Origin of the sequence: Paenarthrobacter sp. NPDC092416 (genome assembly GCF_044755025.1) — a bacterium.
Taxonomy (GTDB): domain Bacteria; phylum Actinomycetota; class Actinomycetes; order Actinomycetales; family Micrococcaceae; genus Arthrobacter.
Genome location: NZ_JBIVQG010000009.1, coordinates 150611 through 166769, shown reverse-complemented (window position 1 = coordinate 166769; position 16159 = coordinate 150611). Strand labels below are relative to the sequence as shown.

Sequence of the window (16159 nt, the reverse complement as noted above, 5' to 3'; positions counted from 1 at the left end):
TCCAGCCTAGCCGTCCAGCGACTTCAACGCTTGCTCAAGGTCTGACCAGAGGTCTTCAACGTTCTCGATTCCCACACTCAAGCGGACCAGGTTTTCCGGCACGCTGAGCGGCTCGGCCGTGTGCCGGCGTCGTCGTTCAATGAGGGACTCGACTCCGCCCAACGACGTAGCCGGCAGCCAGAGCTGCAACGCGCGGACCAGTTCGTCGGCTGTATCAGCGCCGCTCCGGCGATCGTCACCGGCGATCTGGATGCAGAGAATCGAGCCGAAGCCCTTCATCTGGTCCTTTGCACGCTCGTGGCCGGGGTCCGTGGCAAGGCCGGGGTAACGGATGGCCTCGACGCGGGGGTGCGTGCTGAGGCGCTCCGCGAGCGTAGCGGCCGATGCCTGCGAACGCTCAATCCTCAAGGCCAGCGTGCGCAAACCGCGCAGGGCGAGCCATGCCTCGAACGGGCCGGCGATTCCGCCGTGGATGATGCGGTGGTGCAGAAGGCTCGCGCGCAGCTCCGGGTTGGAGGTCACCAAGGCGCCGAGGACAACATCCGAGTGGCCCGCCAGGTATTTGGTCACCGAGTGGAGGACGACGTCGGAGCCCAGGCTGAGCGGCTGCTGCACCAACGGCGTGGAGAAAGTATTGTCCGTGACCACGATTGCGCCCACTGCATGGGCGGCATCGGTCAGGGCGCGGACATCGGCGATGCCGAGCATGGGATTCGTTGGGCTTTCCAGCCACAGCATGTCGGCGTTCTTGCCGTCTTCCGGGCTGATGAGGGCTTTGACTGCGTCCGTGTCCGTGATGTCGACCGTGCGGAGCTCCAGGAAGCCCTTCTCGGCGAGCTCAGTGGCCATGACCAACGAGCCGGCGTAGCTGTGGGACGGCATGACCACCACGCCACCGGCGGGAACCAACGACAGTGCCGAGCTGACTGCGGCAAGGCCGGAAGCGTACAACAGGCCCGGAAGGGTTGCGCCTTCAAGCTGGGCAAGGGCTTCTTCGAAGGGGTCCCAGGTGGGGTTGGCGTAACGGCCATAGCCGCGGTCGCCGTCGCCGAGGGAGCCCGTACCGAAGTATGTGGAGGACAGGACGATGGGCGGATTGACCGGCTCGTCATGTTTGCGCTCGGGGCGGCCGGCAGCCACCACAACAGTTTCCGGGGACAAATCTGCGGCGTGCTGCTCGGAAAGACTCATGGTTTCAGGGTAGTCGCGGCCTGGCTTGTGGATGAAAGCCGTTACGTTCACTCGTGATCGGTAGGCTAGACGAGTGAGTATTCAGAGCCCAGGTCTTTTCATCGCCTTCGAGGGCGGAGACGGAGCGGGCAAGTCCACCCAGGCCGTCCGGCTCGCCAGTGCGCTCGAGTCGCGCGGGCTGTCCGTGCTGCGCACCCGTGAGCCCGGCGGGACCCCCATTGGCGAGAAGCTGCGCTCCTTGGTGCTGGACCACGGCCACGGCACCATCGATGCCCGCACCGAGGCACTCATGTTCGCGGCCGCCCGCGCAGCCCACGCCAGCCAAGTCATTCGGCCCGCCCTGGCCGCCGGGCAGGTGGTCATCACAGACCGCTACATTGATTCCTCCGTTGCCTACCAGGGCACGGGCCGGGGTTTGGGCGCCGAGGGTGTTTTGTCCCTCAACGAATGGGCCACGGAAGGCTTGCACCCGGACCTGACTGTACTGCTCGACGTCGAGCCCTCCGACGGCCGCGAACGCCGCACCGCCGGAGATGCCACGGAAGACCGGCTGGAGTCCGAACCCGATACGTTCCACGCAGCTATCCGCGACGCCTTCCTGGATCTGGCCGCCGCACATCCGTCCCATTACTTGGTACTGCCGGCCAACAACGCCATCGAAACATTGGCCGGGCGGATCCTGGAGCGCGTGGAGTCGCTGCTGGGCGAGCGTGTTACAGGCGATCCCCTGTGACAGTCTGGGATGACCTCCAGGGCCAAGCGCCCGTCGTCGCGCAATTGAAGCAGGCCGCCCAAGGCGAGACAGGCCTCACGCACGCATGGCTCTTCACGGGTCCCCCCGGTTCCGGTCGTTCCAATGCCGCCAAGGCGTTCGCTGCCGCGCTGAACTGCGAGCAGGATGACGTCACCCTCCGCGGCTGTGGCGAATGCGCCGCTTGCCACACGATCCTCGGTGAGACTCACCCGGACGTGACGTTTGTTCGCACCGAGAAAGTCACCATCACTATTGATGAGGCCCGCGAACTGGTGTCCAAAGCCGGGGACAGGCCAGCCACGGGGCGATGGCGGATCGTCGTGGTGGAGGACGCAGACCGCATGGCTGAACGCACCACCAACGTGCTGCTCAAAGCGATCGAGGAACCAACTCCCCGGACAATTTGGATGCTGTGTGCGCCGTCGCCCGCCGACGTCCTTGTCACCATCCGTTCACGCTGCCGTCCCGTCAGCCTGCGCCTCCCACCGGCCTCGGATGTCGCCGCCCTCCTGGTGCGCCGCGACGGCGTGGACCCTCAGCTCGCCGACCGCGCAGCCCGTGCCGCCCAAAGCCACATTGGCATCGCCCGCCGGTTGGCCCGCGACGCCGATGCCCGCGACCGCCGCTTGGAGACGGTCCGCATCCCGCTGGGCCTCCGCGGCGTCACCGCTGCCGTGATGATGGCCGAAAAACTGGTCAAAATCGCCACCGACGAGGCCAACAGTTCCAATGATGAGCGCGACGCCGCCGAAAAGATCGCGCTGCTGGCCAGCCTTGGTGCGCCCGAGTCCGGGACGCTGCCGCCGTCCATGCGGAGCCAGGTCAAGCAACTCGAGGACGACCAGAAACGGCGTGCCAAACGGTCCATCACCGATTCCCTGGATCGGACGCTGACGGACCTGTTGTCGTTCTACAGGGATGTGCTGATCATCCAATTGGGGAACGCCGTGGAACTGGTCAACGTTGAACTCAAGGGCGACCTTGAGGAATACGCAGGCCGTTCCACCCCGGAGACCACCTTGGCCCGCATGGACGCCATCAACAAAGCCCGTGTCCGCATCACCACCACCAACGTGGCGCCGCTGTTGGCGGTCGAGTCCATGGCGACCAGCCTCATCCAGCAATAGGAGAACGCATGAAGTCCGCACTTCGCCGGCCTGCCGGTGCCCCTTCAAGGGACCGGTCCGCCCAGCACTCCGTGGCTGGGAGTGGTCCCCGGCGGCGCGGGTTCGCTGCGCTCTGCGTTGTTGTTGTTTCGGCGCTCGTGCTGACTGCATGTTCCCTGCCGTTCCTGCCCTCGCCCACTGCTAAACCGACAACCAGCACCGTTGATCCTTCGATTGCGGCTTCTGCCCCCAAAGGGCTCGAGAAGTTCTATTCGCAAACGGTCGAATGGTCCTCCTGCGAGAGCGGTTTCCAGTGCGGCGAGGTCCAGGTTCCCATGGACTACGCCAAGCCGGATGGCGAGGCGATCACGCTTTCGGTCATCAAGCTGCAGACGTCCGGCAACAAACAGGGCACCATCCTGGTCAACCCCGGTGGCCCGGGCGGCTCAGGTGTGGATTTCGTGAAGGACGCCGGAAACACGCACTTCACCCAGAAACTGCGCTCCAACTTTGACATAGTGGGCTTCGACCCCCGCGGTGTAAAGCGATCCTCGCCCGTGAAATGCATGAGCGATGCAGAACGCGACGCCTCCCGTGCGAAGGTTTTCCGCAAGGATACTGACGCCGGACTGGAAGCAGCGCTGGCTGACAACCGGGCCGTCTTTGCACAGTGCCAGGAACAGACCGGGCCCGTGCTCGGGCACATTGACACTGTCAGCGCCGCCAAGGACCTCGATGTCCTGCGCGCCTTGGTCAATGACACCAAGCTGAATTACCTGGGCTATTCGTACGGCACCTTCCTGGGCTCCACGTACGCTGCCCTTTTCCCGGACAACGTAGGGCGTCTGGTCCTGGATGGCGCCGTGGATCCTTCCATCAGCAACGAAGAGCTGACCGCCGGACAGGCGCGGGCTTTCGAAAAGGCGATCCGCGCCTACGTAGCGGACTGCCTCCAACAGAACGAATGCCCGCTGAGCGGCACCGTGGACAACGGCGTCCAGGAAATCAGGGACGTCATCAACGCCGTGGACCAGAACTCCCAGACCGCCAAGGACGGGCGCCTGGTCACGGGAACCGACTTTGTCAACGGCATGATCCTGCCGCTCTACGACGACCAAAGCTGGCCCGCACTCACACAGGCTTTGGACAGCGCCTTCTCCGGCGACGTGTCACCGATGATGCGCATCGCCGACCTCGGCGCCGACCGTGAGGCCAACGGCACGTACAGTTCCAACTCGGCATTCGCCTTCAACGCCATCAACTGCCTGGACTACCCCATGGTCACGGACACAGCAGGCATGCGCGCGGAAGAAGCGCGCCTCAAGGTGGACTCCCCCACGTTCGGGGCGTTCTTCGCCTACGGCGGGATCAATTGCAAGGAATGGCCCTACAAGAGCACCCGCACGCCTGCACCGGTGGACTACACGGGTTCTGCCCCGATCGTCGTGATCGGCACAACAGGCGACCCCGCCACTCCCCTGGAGTGGGCGGAGTCGCTGCGCAAGCAACTTGAGAACGCTGCACTGATCACGTGGGAAGGCGAGGGACACACCGCCTACGGCCGCTCGAACTCCTGCGTCAGCGCCGCCGTCGACAATTACTTTGTAGACGGCAAGCTGCCGCAGGACGGCCTCAAATGCTAGGTGGCCAGCGCCGCTAGAGGTGCCTGGCTTCGCGCTTTTCCAGCAGGAGCGGAAGCTGCTTGATGGAATCGACGACGGCGGTGGCACCGGCGGCGCGGAGCGTTGCCTCCGAATGCGAACCGGTCAGCACGCCCGCGACGAGAGATGCGCCCGAGCGTACGCCCGAGAGCATGTCGGAGCTCGTATCGCCGACAACGGCAACTTCCCGGACGTCGTCGAGGTCCAGGGCGAGGACCGCCGTCAGCACCATGTCCGGATAAGGGCGGCCGCGGCCGGCATCTGCCGGGCATAGGCTGAGATCGGCAAGTCCCATCCAGCCCAGCGACTCCAGGACCATGTTCTGCGTGTGGCGGCCGAAACCGGTGGCCAGGCAGACCTGCATGCCGGATTCACGCATCCACACAATCGCGTCCTCGGCGCCCGGAATGGCACGGACGCCGCCGTCGTCAATCAGTTCGTCGTAGACCCGCTCGAAGACTTTGTTGGCGCTTTCGGCGACAGAGGCGTCGTCGAAAAGGTGGCTGAAGACCGTCATTTTCGAGTAGCCCATGGTGTCCCGTGCGTAGCCCAGCATGCTCTCGAAACGGATGCTGCCAGGCTCGATGCCGTGCTCCGCAAGTGCCCGGGACATGGCACGTTCGGTGCGGCCATCGTCAGTGATGGTGGTGCCCACCATGTCCACGACGGCCAGCCGCAGCCGGCTCGGCGTGGTGTTCGTGTCCCTGGTCATTGCGTCCCCGGTCATTGCGCAGCTCCTTCGACTGGTGTCCCCCACACTGCTCCTGGTGCAGCACTGGAGGCGGTTGATGTCCTAGCTTCCGGCGGCAGCAATACGGGCGGCTGAACCCGGTCCGACGCGCGGGTGAACATCCCTGCAACGGCGCCCGCAGCGCTCGTTTTGACCCGGGCGCGGTGCCTCTATTACAGTTATGTCTTGCGTGATCAGCCGGGAAACCGGCAGATGGATGCGGTGCTTCCTTAGCTCAGTCGGTAGAGCGTTTCACTCGTAATGAAAAGGTCATCAGTTCGATTCTGATAGGAAGCTCAGAGAAAAGCCCCGCTGGTTCTTGGAACCAGCGGGGCTTTTGCGTTGCCTCGCAGACCACCCATGTTCCAGCGCCGTTCTCTTACACCTCAACGGCTTCGGCATCGCCGTCGTCAACGGGCGGCTTCGAGAAGAGTTCACCCATCCGGGCGATCGCCTCGGCCGCCGACATAGCCTTTACCTCTTCCTCGGGCAGGTGAAAGGTGCCGAGCAGGAGGGAGACGACGCCGGCGGGGATGGCATGTTTGGGTGCCTCGGCCGGTGCGCCGCGGTCCGGCAGGACTCCGTTCTTCACGCAATCCCAGAACGCGCCGTTGTCGACCTCGAGCTGCTCACGGAGGATGTGACCCCACAGGTCCGGGCCGTAGTCAGAACGATCAACCGGGTGGCTGATGCGGGTGAGGAGGATTCGACCATCAAGCAGGGCCAACTCATAGTTTTGGTGATGCGTGCCGGTTCTTCCTGTAGCCGTCTTACGCCCCTTCCATTCTCAGTGACACAGAAATGCTCGTCGTCGCGCCTTGTCGACGGCGGGTACTTCACTCCCCGACCAGCCAGGCTTTGAGGCGCTCGTCAGACGCTGCCTCAACCATCTGCACCAGGCCCCAGTTGTTGCTGTGGTTGGGCGCGAGCCGGAGGCGATCATTCCACGCGTCGGCATAGTCACGCAGCGCAAGGACAGCTTCATCGAGAGCCTCGTCGTAGGTGGCACCGTCGGCTGCAGTAGGCAGGCCGGGCAGGAAGACACTCCACCCACCGGCTTCTTGAACTAGTTGGGCGTTGGCGGGGCGAACCTTGGCCATGAATTCCACTAACCGCGCGGCGTCCACCGCGGCGATGCGCACGTCGTCCCGGCTGATGGAGGCCGGGCGGCCGCTGGCCGCGGCATCGAGTACATCTTTAAGGTGGGCCCGCCCGGAGCGCAGCGTCGGGAAATGGGCGCTTGCACTCACCGCGGTTCCTCCTAGCAAAAAACTAGCGTGTACACACGCGTACACGCTATCAACCGAGGAGTTACTGAGACTCCATTTATGGCGCGCTGGAGCGATTGACCGACGGCGACGTCAGCCCTACGCCCACGGTTTCGAAAGCCCGCGGTGCGGGGTCCAGCCGACGGGCAACGGCCCACTGATTTGGGACCGCTGCCAGTCGGCGACGGCGGACCAGCCTTGCGCGGCCCGCTCGCCCTTTGAGCCAACCGCCCCGCGCGCCACCCTGAAACCGACATCTTCGAGGACAGCGTCAGGCGCACTCCCCCGACGAACCGACGAGCGGCAACTCCACTCCGGATCGGCCCAGCCCCCGCCGCGAAGACTCCGATACTCCCCATAGCGTGCGGTATCGGCATAGTCCCAGCACCATTCCCAGACGTTGCCGATGGTGTCGAACAAGCCAAAATCGTTGGCGGCCTTTCCCCCAACAGACTGCGGCTCTTCCACCTGGTCCAAGGCCGTCCACGCAATGTCCTGCAGCTTGCCGTACGCGGGACCGCTGGTCCCGCCGCGGCAGGACCATTCCCACTCGGCCTCGGTGGGAAGGCGGAAGCCATCGGCGTTGACGTCCCAGCTGACATCGCGGTCGTGCAGTTCGTAGGCGGGCTGGAGCCCGGCAGCGGCTGAGGCACGGTTGCACCACAGGATGGTGTCGAACCACGTGACTGGATGGGCCGGCGTCGTCGTGTTTCGATGGACGACGCCCGGCGAGAATGCTTCGGCCACCGCATCCCATTGGGTCCATGTGACCGGCGTCCGGCCGATCGAGAACGGCTCAAGGACCACTTCCCTGGAAGACCCGGATCGGGCATCGCTCAGCTCAATGGTTCCCTGGGGAATAGGCACAAGCTCCAGGGCGCCCTGCGGGATTGCCGAATCGGGGTTGGTCACCATCTGATGCTAGTCCACCCCTGGGAGACCAGCGCCCGGTATTTGGCCCGACGCACTTGGAGTCCGGGGGCACCGCGGCGGGACAAGCCTTGGAGCTCGACGGCGATCGCGTCGCCGATGCGGCGGCAAAAAGCTGCGGGCTCACGGGCGGCGTCAGGGAACTCGTCCACCACCACGTCCACCACACCAGACGCTGCGAGCGCGGCGGCCGTGATGCCCTGGCCCTGCGCGAGTTCCGGAGCACGCGACGTGGTTCTGTAGACGATCGCGCTGGCACCCTCAGGCGGCAAGGGCGCGAGCCACGCGTTCCGTGCAGCGATGGTCCGGTCGGCAGGAAGGAGCGCGAGCGCCCCTCCTCCGGTCCCCTGCCCCATCAGCACGGACAGCGTCGGCGAGCCCAGTCCAAGAAGATCGTAAAGGGACCGGGCGATTTCGGTGGCCAGCCCACCCTCTTCGGCTTCCTTCGACAGTGCCGCCCCCGCGGTGTCGATGATCGTGACAAGCGGCAGGTTCAGCTCCTGGGCGAGCCGCATGCCACGCCGCGCGTCCCTCAACGAGGCCGGGCCCATCGCTATGGGCCCATCGGCGGCAGCTGCATCGGAACTGGCGCGGTGATGCCCCACCACCACACAGGAGGTCCCGCCAAAGCTGGCGAGCGCCACGAGCATTCCGTGGTCCTTGGCTCCATCGCCCGCGCCGCGCAGCAGCACCACACCATCGGCAGCCTCCCTGAGAAGTTCACCCGGAGACGGCCTGAGCGGATCCCGCGAGCGCAGCACGGACTCCCACGCGCTGACGCCAGAGGTAACGGCAGGACCGGCGTCCCGGGATACAGCTGCGGCCTCCGCGCTAACCAAGGACGCAGCCATGGGGGCCACGCCAACCGGGGTTTCGGACCGTACGTTTGGGCGCAACAGATCCAGCACCCGCCCAAAGTATTCGCTCAGTCCTTCAGCGGGAACCACCGCGTCCACGAGGCCGTGATCGAACAGGTTCTCGGCGGTCTGCACTCCTGGAGGGAACTCCTCGCCATGCAGGGCCTCGTACACGCGCGGGCCGAGAAAGCCCAGGAGCGCACTCGGCTCAGCCGCGGTGACGTGCCCCAACGAACCCCACGACGCCATGACGCCCCCGGTGGTCGGGTGCCGCAGGTACACAAGATACGGCAGTCCTGCTGATCGATGTGCCTGGACGGCCGCCACAATCTCCACCATGGCCAGGAACGCACTGGTTCCCTCTTGCATGCGGGTCCCGCCCGACGCCGGCATGGCCACGAGCGGGAGGCCCAGATCCGTGGCACGTTCGACGGCGGCTACGAGCCTTTGCGCCGCGTCTCGCCCGATCGAGCCGGCCAGGAAGGCAAAGTCGGATGCGACAACCACCACGCGGTGGTTGCGTATCCGGCCTTCGCCCGTGAGGACGGATTCATCGCTGCCGGACTTCTCGCGCGCCTCTTCCAGGTCGGCAGCGTAGCCAGCGGACACAGCGCCAGCCGAACCTGAAGAACCCGAAGTACCCGACGAACCCGACGAACCCGACGAACCCGACGAACCCGACGCCAAGCGAACCGGACGATCCCACGCCACGAACGTCCCGGCGTCGAGCACGGTTTCCAGCAGTTCACGGACTCCAAGCCGACGGCGGGTGGCAGTTGTCGCCATTCAGCTCACCTCCCCGGCGGCGAGCCATTCGCGGATACCGACGCCGTGCTGGTTGAGCAGCGGCGGCGCGGTGTGGGCACGGCGCGTGGACTCAGCGCCGTCGGCGTTGTCGAAGAAGCGCAATGGAGGCCCCGACAAAGTGACGGGTCCCAGAACGGGGTGTTGGACGTCCACCAGCAGTCCTTGCGAGGCAAGCTGCGGCCACTCGTAGACTTCCTTAAGTGTCCGAACTTTCCCAGCTGGAATTCCGGCGTCACTGAGCTTGGCGAGGAGTGGCTCGGCGTCGTAATCGGCGAACGAAGCCTCCACAACATCTATGACGCGGGAGCGGTGTCGGACCCGGTCCGCGTTCGTGGCCAAGCCCGGAGCAGAGGGGTCGATTCCAAAGGCGGCAGCAAACGCCACCCACAGCTTCTCGCTCCCGACGCTGATCTGGACACTGCCACCCCGGCAGCGGAAGAGCCCGTACGGCGCAATGGACGGGTGATGGTTTCCCTGCGCCTCCGGGGCTTCACCGGCAACGGTGACCTTGGTGCCCTGGAAGGCATGCACACCCACAAGGGAAGCAAGCAGCGACGTCCGCACCACCTGCCCGCGGCCCGTATGTTCCCGTTCCAGCAAGGCAGCCGCCACGCCATACGCGCCGTACATCCCGGACAGGAGATCGGCGATCGGCACACCCACCCGCTGTGGATCATTGGGCCCGGAGCCCGTGAGGGACATGAGCCCGGCTTCGCCCTGCAGGATCTGGTCATAGCCGCTGCGGTGCGATTCAGGACCGTCATGGCCGAAACCTGTGATGGAGAGGATCACCAGGCGCGGGTTGATGCGGTGCATGGCGTCGGTGCTGAAGCCGAGCCGTTCCAGAACCCCTGGCCGGAAGTTTTCCACCACGACGTCTGCGCGCTCCAACAGTTGACGGAGGACGGTCCGGCCGTCCTCGCTCTTGAGGTCCAGCGTGAGGGATTCCTTGTTGCGGTTGCAGGACAGGAAGTACGTAGCTTGCGGATCGTCCTCGGGACCAACGAACGGCGGACCCCACCCGCGCGTATCGTCTCCCGTACCTGGGTTTTCAATCTTGATGACCCGAGCCCCAAGATCGCCCATCATCATGGCGGCGTGCGGACCGGCAAGTGCCCGGCTGAGGTCCACCACGAGCCTGCCGGCGAGCGGGCCTTGGGCTGCTTGCAGGTTTGGGCTTACGGACGGCGGTACGTCTGTGGCGCTGTGGAGTTGGGCTAAAGAGGAGGTAAGAGCTGAAGTCATGGGAATGTCCTTGAAATTCTCAGTTGCCCAGCCGGGACATCAGCACGGCGACAGCGGCCGAGACGCCTCCGGCCAAGGAGCCTTCCAGCTCGGGGGCGAAGAACGGCGAGTGGTTCACGGGGATGGGACCGGGGCCCTCGTGCCCGGCTGCAGGAGTTCCGCCGAACATCCAGAACACCGACGGCACTCCGATCGCCGTCCCCAGGTGCCCGAAGTCTTCGCTGCCCATCATCGGCGGGGTGATTTCCACCGACTCAGTCCCCAGCTGAGCGCGCAGTGCCTCGATCACGGCAGGAACGGCGTCGGGATCGTTGAAGCACTGCGGGAAGCGGTACATCTCCTCGATCTCGGGCTTCGGCGCCCCGGACGCGGCGGCCTCGGCCTCGATGATGCGACGGACAGCGGAGAGAACTTGTCCTCTGACGTCCTCGTCGAACGTGCGGATGTTCAACGTGAACTCCGCTGACGCCGGGATGATGTTCTCCTTGAGGCCGGCATGGAAGGTTCCGACCGTCACGACGGCGGACTTCCGCGGGTCCAGCTCGCGGGACACAATCCCTTGGAGCCGGGTGACCATGTGCGCGGCCATGACGATTGGATCGATGGAATCCTGCGGCTGGGAGCCGTGCGACTGCTGGCCGTGAACGGTGACGCGGAGCGAATCGGCCATGGCGGCCACGGGACCACGTGAAATGGCGACCGTTCGGACCGGGCGCGGCATGACGTGTTGCCCGAACACCACTTCCGGCCGGGGAGCCTTGTCCCACAGCCCGTCGTCGAGCATCGCCAGTGCGCCTGCCGCTGTCTCCTCCCCCGGTTGGAAAATCAAAACCAGGGTCCCGGACCACGCGTCCCGATTCCCTGCCAGAACCTCGGCGGCACCGAGCAGGCTGGCCACGTGCGTGTCGTGGCCACAGCCGTGCATCACCGGGACCGTGGAGCCATCAGGCAGCGTTCCAGTGTCCGTGCTGGCGTAATCCAGCCCGGTGGCCTCCTCGATGGGCAGGCCATCGGAGTCTGCCCGGAAGGCAACCACAGGACCGTCGCCGTTCCTGAGGATTCCCACCACACCGGTGCCACCGCAGCGGAAATGCTCGATTCCCAGTGCGTCCAACTGCTCCTGGATCAGTGCGGCGGTAGCGAACTCCTGCATGGACAGTTCCGGATGCGCGTGAAGGTGCCGGTACAACTTGTGGAGCGCGGCAGTCTGCCCGGCGTCGAGTTGGAGGGCGGTGGCTGTTGAGGTCATGGTCCTGTCTTCCTTGTTTGTCAGTCGGGAGTTGTTTCGGGCGTGGCCGCTACTCGATGTGGATCGGCTTGGCCTCCATGACCTGCTTTCCGCGGAAGAACCACGCCAGGAGGATGGTCCCCAGCACGGCGATGGCGGTGGACACCATGGCGAGTGACGGCACCAAGGGCAGCACAACGAAGACGACCACCGCCGAGACCAGAAGCGCGAAGACCGTGGTGCGGGGCTGCTTCATGGACACGATGGCCTGCACCAGGACTGCACCAAGTACCGTGGGCAGAACATACAGGCGGGTCACAAGAAGTACAGACGGCGGAATGACGCTGATGAGCCAGCTGCCCAGCAGTCCCACGAAGATCGCGAGCGAGATCAGGTGGACCGCTGCGGCTCCGCAGATAGCCACGACGGCGGCAAGTTCCGCGCGCTTGCTGCCCGGCTTTGCGCCGATGTTGGTTTGGGCGATCAAGGCCGCCGGAAGGAGCTTGTTGGAGATGTTGCCGATCATGAAGGCCTGGTACATGGCCGCCGGGCCGAGGATTGGGAAGTACGTGAGTGGCTCGACGACCCAGATGATTCCGAAAGTTGCGGCGACGGCCGCGAAGGCGATCCAGAGCTGGGTGGGCCCGATGTCGAGCCCACTGGCAAAGACCAGATACAGCGGCCCGGCGATGGAGATCAGCAATCCGCCGATCATGGTGATCTGTCCCCAGCGGGACGTGGTGCGGTTGAAGTCCGCCATGGCGGAATGGGTGGTATTAGGAGCGGAAGTAATGGAAGACATGAAGGGTGTTCCTTTCGTGCTCAGTGGTCTGGGCTGCAGGCGGGAGTCGGGGTCAGGTTGCTGGCGCCGTGCGCTCAGGCACCGACGGCTGGGCCGACTGCGAGGTAGGCTGCGCCCAGGCCGATGACGATTGAGATGCCAAGCCCCCACTCACGCAACCAGCTCTTGCCGAGCTTCTTGGCCAGCAGCAGGCAAAGCCCCATGATCGCTGCCGAAACCACGAAGCACAGGACGTGGATCCCGGACTTGGGCAGTTCGCCGAGTCCCAGGCAGGAGAAGGCGCCGATCAAGGCAGCGGCAGGGACGATCGCCATGGCGGCGGGGTTCACCGAGCGGATCTTGGCGTCGCCCTTGCGGAGCAACGGGGTCAGGACCAGGGTGGCAAGCATCCACATTGCCCCACCAATGCTCATTGCGAAGAACGCCACGGCGAAGACGCTCTGCGTGTAGCTGGCATCGCCGAGCTTTGCCCCCATGGACCCTGCAGCGATGCCGGCTGCGGATACGTCGTAGGCGGCCGAGCCGATCAGGCCAATCCTGGAGAGGACAGCCGGCGCACCAAAAAGTCCCAGCAGCGCAATGGCCACCAGTGAAACGGCGAGGGAAGGCCCGATCGCTGAAACGGCACCGGAGCGGAACGACGTCCTGATGTCCTGCGCACTCATGTCCACGGATGGAGCGGCCCGCCGGGCTGCCTTCATGAAGATGACGGACTGGATGATGATGACGCCGAAGACGCCTGCCACGCAGATCCACAGGACGGGATTGTTGGCGATCGCCATGATGTCCGTGGAATCGTTCGTCGCGAACGGTTGCAGTGCTTGGGACTGAAGTGCCAGGGGTTGGTGCATGGGGAACCTCCGGTTTGAAGCCCTGCCCCAGTGCGTGGTGGACGTCGTTGTGCGGTACGTACTGAGCTAAGGGCAAATCCTTGCCCAACGACCAGATCGGCCAGTGGGTTAGCAACACCTTCCGCTATGAGCCGGATCACACACAATAGCTGACGGAATCAGCCATTTGATTGGCCGAAACAGTCAAACGAGGCCTCCTTGAAAGCGCAGACTTCCGCGGCCTGATGTGACCGGGCACACTTTCAGGCAGTGAACACCCAGCAAAGGAGCACCATGACTGACACCATTGGCGAGCTGTCCGCCGTCGAACTCACCGCCGCCATCCGCAAGAAGAAGGTCTCGGCGCGCGAAGCCCTGGCCGTTCACCTGGAGCGGATCACCCAGGTGAACCCCGTCATCAACGCCGTGGTCACGCTCGATCCCGAAGGAGCAGAGGCGCTGGCTCACCGCGCCGACCAACTCACTGCGTCCGGAGCGGAACTCGCACCCCTCCATGGCCTCCCCATGACCCACAAGGACACCAACAACACCGCCGGGATGCGCACCACCCAGGGGTCCCTCGCCTTGCGCGACTTCATCCCCGACGCCGACGACCTGATCGTGGCGCGGTTGAAGGCGGCCGGAGTGGTCACCACTGGCAAGACCAACGTTCCTGAATTCGGGGCGGGATCGCACACGTTCAACGACCTCTTCGGCACCACCACCAACCCCTACGCGCCCACCCTGAGCGCGGGCGGCAGCAGCGGCGGAGTAGCCGCCGTCGTCGCGTCCCGCGTCCAGAGCATCGGCGATGGCAGCGACATGGGCGGTTCGCTTCGCATCCCGGCCTCCTTCTGCAATGTGGTTGGCTTCAGGCCGTCGACGGCGGTCATCCCCATGCCGTCCGACGTCAACGCGTACGCGTGGCTGGGACGGACCGGGCCGATGGCCCGAACCGTGGAAGACATTGCACTGTTCATGTCCGTGACCGCCGGCAAGGACCCCCGCGTTCCGCATCCGGCAGGCCTTGATCCGCAGGTATTCCGGTCCGGGCTGGAGACCGACATGCGCGGTGTGCGCATTGGCTGGTCGCGGGACTTCGGCATTGGCGTACCCGTGGAGCCGGAAATTCTGGACCACCTTGAGCGGCAGCTGGCAGTCTTCGCGAGCCTCGGAGCGATCGTGGAAGAGGCCACACCTGATTTCAGCGAGGCAGACCTGGTGTTCGGCAACACGCGGGCCATGGACTTCGCCGCCGGACTCGGGCCGATCCTGGAACGCGCCGGGGACCTCATCAAGCCGGAAGTGCACTGGAATGTGAACAAAGGCCTGGCTTTGACTGCCCGGGATCTCATCGAGACCGCCGCGGCCCGGACCCGCCTTGAAAAGAGCGTGCAGGAGTTCTTCGGGCGCTACCACCTCTTCGCCAGCCCCTGCGCCCAGGTCCTGCCTTTTGATGCGACGCTCCGCTACCCCGCGGAGGTTGCCGGAGTGGCCTCGGAGACGTATCTGGACTGGATGCGCTCGGCCTGCCTGTTGTCCGCCACAGGGTTACCCGTCCTCAGCGTGCCTGCCGGGTTCAGCTCCACTGGCCTGCCCATCGGCCTCCAGCTCGCCAGTAACCACTACACGGACATGCAACTGCTCCGGTGGGGCCGCGCCTTCGAGCAGCAGACGGGGTACGCCGCCGTCGCTCCTGTCGTTGAGGCCGCTCCTGTCCTTGAGGCCGGGTCCAATGCTGCAACGGGCGCAGCAAACCTTACGACGACGGCCGCATGAACCGCCCGCCGCGCTTCCGGGCATCCAGCAGGATGGAGACGTCCACACTGGAGGCGTACTGTGCCCAGTCCGAGCCCGTGATGAAGCGGTAAAGCGAAGACATGTCGCCCACGGTGACGTCCGCGATCACCTGGTAGTCCCCCGCGATCGCCGCCGCATATCGAACGACGGGGAGCTCCGCCAGCGCCGTGCCGAGTTGTTCCACGTGTTGCGGCGACGCCCGGATCCAGAGCAAGGCCTCCACGGCGAGCCCGAAGGCGGCCGGTTCCACCACCACCCTCAGGTGCACCTGGTTGTTGGCCAGAAGCCACTCACTGCGTCGACGCGCAGTGGCCTCGGAGACGCCCACCCTGCGTCCGAGTGCTTCGAAGCTCATTCTGCCATCGGCGCACAAGGCCTCGACCAACTCGGTGTCCTGGCGGCTGAGCTCGTGCCGGAACTCCAAGACACCGGAGTCTGCCGACAGGGACGTACGGAAAGCCTCGGCCCGGTCCGCGCTCAGGATCTCCGGCCGCCAGCCCCGGATGGTCCGGAAGTAGCGCAGCACCGGGTAGCTTGTGGAGTCGCGGAGCCCGATGGTTGAGGGCAACTCATCGGAGAGGACATCGCCCATGCGGGCTGGTTCGGTGAGGATTTCGGCGACGCAATCGCCAGTGCCGGTGGTGGTGTAGACGAATGTGGTGTCGCTGCGCTGCGCGAGTGCTTGGGCGGCGGCACGCACTGTTCCCGGGGTGCAGCGCATCTCCACGAGCACCGCGGCCGGCCTGGGGCGCACGCCCACCACGGCGACGGCACCGGACTCCAGCAGCTGGGATCCGCGACGAGCCACCGTCCGCTCAGCTTCACCGAGCACAGCGGCGATCTTGCGCCACGGGCAGCGCGGATCCAGTTGGAGGGCAGCAACTATCTGCCGCTCCAATGCGTCAAACACCACCATGCGAACTCCGTCCCGTTGCGTCGCTCAATTTCAC

The 16159-nt window shown here is 65.2% G+C and carries 15 protein-coding genes and 1 tRNA gene; 5 read left to right on the top strand and 11 right to left on the bottom strand.

Translation table 11 applies throughout. The features are described 5' to 3' along the window. Positions 1–6: 6 nt before the first annotated feature. Positions 7–1191 (bottom strand): trans-sulfuration enzyme family protein, encoded by a 1185-nt coding sequence (locus ACIQC5_RS17105; RefSeq protein ID WP_400284901.1) that lies wholly within the window; start codon positions 1189–1191, stop codon positions 7–9. Between the two features lie 73 nt (positions 1192–1264). Between ACIQC5_RS17105 and tmk the strand changes: the two genes are divergently transcribed. The 3 genes from tmk to ACIQC5_RS17090 are packed head-to-tail and all read left to right on the top strand — an operon-like array spanning position 1265 to position 4694. Further along, complete coding sequence (gene tmk, locus ACIQC5_RS17100; protein ID WP_400284898.1) at positions 1265–1924, top strand: dTMP kinase; 660 nt, start codon at positions 1265–1267, stop codon at positions 1922–1924. Beyond that, a complete protein-coding gene (locus ACIQC5_RS17095) occupies positions 1921–3072 on the top strand; it encodes a DNA polymerase III subunit delta' (protein ID WP_400284895.1) in 1152 nt (383 codons plus the stop codon). Before tmk ends, ACIQC5_RS17095 begins: the two co-directional genes overlap by 4 nt. An 8-nt stretch (positions 3073–3080) precedes the next feature. Then, on the top strand, positions 3081–4694 hold the full coding sequence (locus ACIQC5_RS17090; protein ID WP_400284892.1) for an alpha/beta hydrolase: 1614 nt from the start codon (positions 3081–3083) through the stop codon (positions 4692–4694). 13 nt (positions 4695–4707) lie between these two features. On the opposite strand, the gene ACIQC5_RS17085 is transcribed toward ACIQC5_RS17090, so the two are convergent. Continuing rightward, complete coding sequence (locus ACIQC5_RS17085; RefSeq protein ID WP_400284889.1) at positions 4708–5439, bottom strand: HAD family hydrolase; 732 nt, start codon at positions 5437–5439, stop codon at positions 4708–4710. Positions 5440–5666: 227 nt separating this feature from the next. Between ACIQC5_RS17085 and ACIQC5_RS17080 the strand changes: the two genes are divergently transcribed. Continuing rightward, a tRNA-Thr gene (locus tag ACIQC5_RS17080) sits at positions 5667–5739 on the top strand. 82 nt (positions 5740–5821) lie between these two features. Here the strand turns inward: ACIQC5_RS17080 and ACIQC5_RS17075 are convergent. The 8 genes from ACIQC5_RS17075 to ACIQC5_RS17040 form a co-directional block, all read right to left on the bottom strand. Further along, positions 5822–6169 carry a cytotoxic translational repressor of toxin-antitoxin stability system gene (locus ACIQC5_RS17075; RefSeq protein WP_400284887.1) on the bottom strand — a complete coding sequence of 116 codons (348 nt, stop codon included), beginning with the start codon at positions 6167–6169 and terminating at the stop codon, positions 5822–5824. 109 nt (positions 6170–6278) lie between these two features. Beyond that, complete coding sequence (locus ACIQC5_RS17070; RefSeq protein ID WP_400284884.1) at positions 6279–6692, bottom strand: type II toxin-antitoxin system HicB family antitoxin; 414 nt, start codon at positions 6690–6692, stop codon at positions 6279–6281. Between the two features lie 117 nt (positions 6693–6809). Further along, the gene (locus tag ACIQC5_RS17065) at positions 6810–7622 is read right to left on the bottom strand and encodes a formylglycine-generating enzyme family protein (protein WP_400284881.1); all 813 of its coding nucleotides are present in this window, start codon (positions 7620–7622) and stop codon (positions 6810–6812) included. Then, the gene (locus ACIQC5_RS17060; RefSeq protein ID WP_400284878.1) at positions 7619–9283 is read right to left on the bottom strand and encodes a carboxyl transferase domain-containing protein; all 1665 of its coding nucleotides are present in this window, start codon (positions 9281–9283) and stop codon (positions 7619–7621) included. Before ACIQC5_RS17060 ends, ACIQC5_RS17065 begins: the two co-directional genes overlap by 4 nt. Next, entirely contained in the window at positions 9284–10549 is a 1266-nt protein-coding gene (locus tag ACIQC5_RS17055; RefSeq protein ID WP_400284876.1) for a CaiB/BaiF CoA transferase family protein, read from the bottom strand. It lies immediately after the preceding gene. A gap of 19 nt (positions 10550–10568) precedes the next feature. Beyond that, the gene (locus ACIQC5_RS17050) at positions 10569–11798 is read right to left on the bottom strand and encodes an amidohydrolase (protein WP_400284873.1); all 1230 of its coding nucleotides are present in this window, start codon (positions 11796–11798) and stop codon (positions 10569–10571) included. Positions 11799–11847: 49 nt separating this feature from the next. Further along, complete coding sequence (locus ACIQC5_RS17045; RefSeq protein ID WP_400284870.1) at positions 11848–12579, bottom strand: hypothetical protein; 732 nt, start codon at positions 12577–12579, stop codon at positions 11848–11850. A 74-nt stretch (positions 12580–12653) separates the two neighbouring features. After that, the gene (locus tag ACIQC5_RS17040; protein WP_400284868.1) at positions 12654–13430 is read right to left on the bottom strand and encodes a DUF5058 family protein; all 777 of its coding nucleotides are present in this window, start codon (positions 13428–13430) and stop codon (positions 12654–12656) included. 273 nt (positions 13431–13703) lie between these two features. On the opposite strand from ACIQC5_RS17040, the gene ACIQC5_RS17035 reads away from it, so the two are divergent. Next, on the top strand, positions 13704–15188 hold the full coding sequence (locus ACIQC5_RS17035) for an amidase (protein WP_400284865.1): 1485 nt from the start codon (positions 13704–13706) through the stop codon (positions 15186–15188). Here ACIQC5_RS17035 and ACIQC5_RS17030 read toward each other — a convergent pair. Further along, positions 15169–16125: an AsnC family transcriptional regulator gene (locus ACIQC5_RS17030; RefSeq protein ID WP_400284862.1), complete on the bottom strand. Its 957-nt coding sequence runs from the start codon at positions 16123–16125 to the stop codon at positions 15169–15171. The two genes, ACIQC5_RS17035 and ACIQC5_RS17030, sit on opposite strands and share 20 nt — an antisense overlap. Positions 16126–16159 lie beyond the last annotated feature (34 nt).

Bases quoted from the DNA above. Each gene is read 5' to 3' on its own strand.
- ACIQC5_RS17060 (WP_400284878.1), bottom strand. From the start codon at position 9,283: ATGGCGACAACTGCCACCCGCCGTCGGCTTGGAGTCCGTGAACTGCTG.
- ACIQC5_RS17030 (WP_400284862.1), bottom strand. From the start codon at position 16,125: ATGGTGGTGTTTGACGCATTGGAGCGGCAGATAGTTGCTGCCCTCCAA.
- ACIQC5_RS17035 (WP_400284865.1), top strand. From the start codon at position 13,704: ATGACTGACACCATTGGCGAGCTGTCCGCCGTCGAACTCACCGCCGCC.
- ACIQC5_RS17105 (WP_400284901.1), bottom strand. From the start codon at position 1,191: ATGAGTCTTTCCGAGCAGCACGCCGCAGATTTGTCCCCGGAAACTGTT.
- ACIQC5_RS17085 (WP_400284889.1), bottom strand. From the start codon at position 5,439: ATGACCGGGGACGCAATGACCAGGGACACGAACACCACGCCGAGCCGG.
- ACIQC5_RS17050 (WP_400284873.1), bottom strand. From the start codon at position 11,798: ATGACCTCAACAGCCACCGCCCTCCAACTCGACGCCGGGCAGACTGCC.
- ACIQC5_RS17055 (WP_400284876.1), bottom strand. From the start codon at position 10,549: ATGACTTCAGCTCTTACCTCCTCTTTAGCCCAACTCCACAGCGCCACA.
- ACIQC5_RS17040 (WP_400284868.1), bottom strand. From the start codon at position 13,430: ATGCACCAACCCCTGGCACTTCAGTCCCAAGCACTGCAACCGTTCGCG.
- ACIQC5_RS17045 (WP_400284870.1), bottom strand. From the start codon at position 12,579: ATGTCTTCCATTACTTCCGCTCCTAATACCACCCATTCCGCCATGGCG.
- ACIQC5_RS17090 (WP_400284892.1), top strand. From the start codon at position 3,081: ATGAAGTCCGCACTTCGCCGGCCTGCCGGTGCCCCTTCAAGGGACCGG.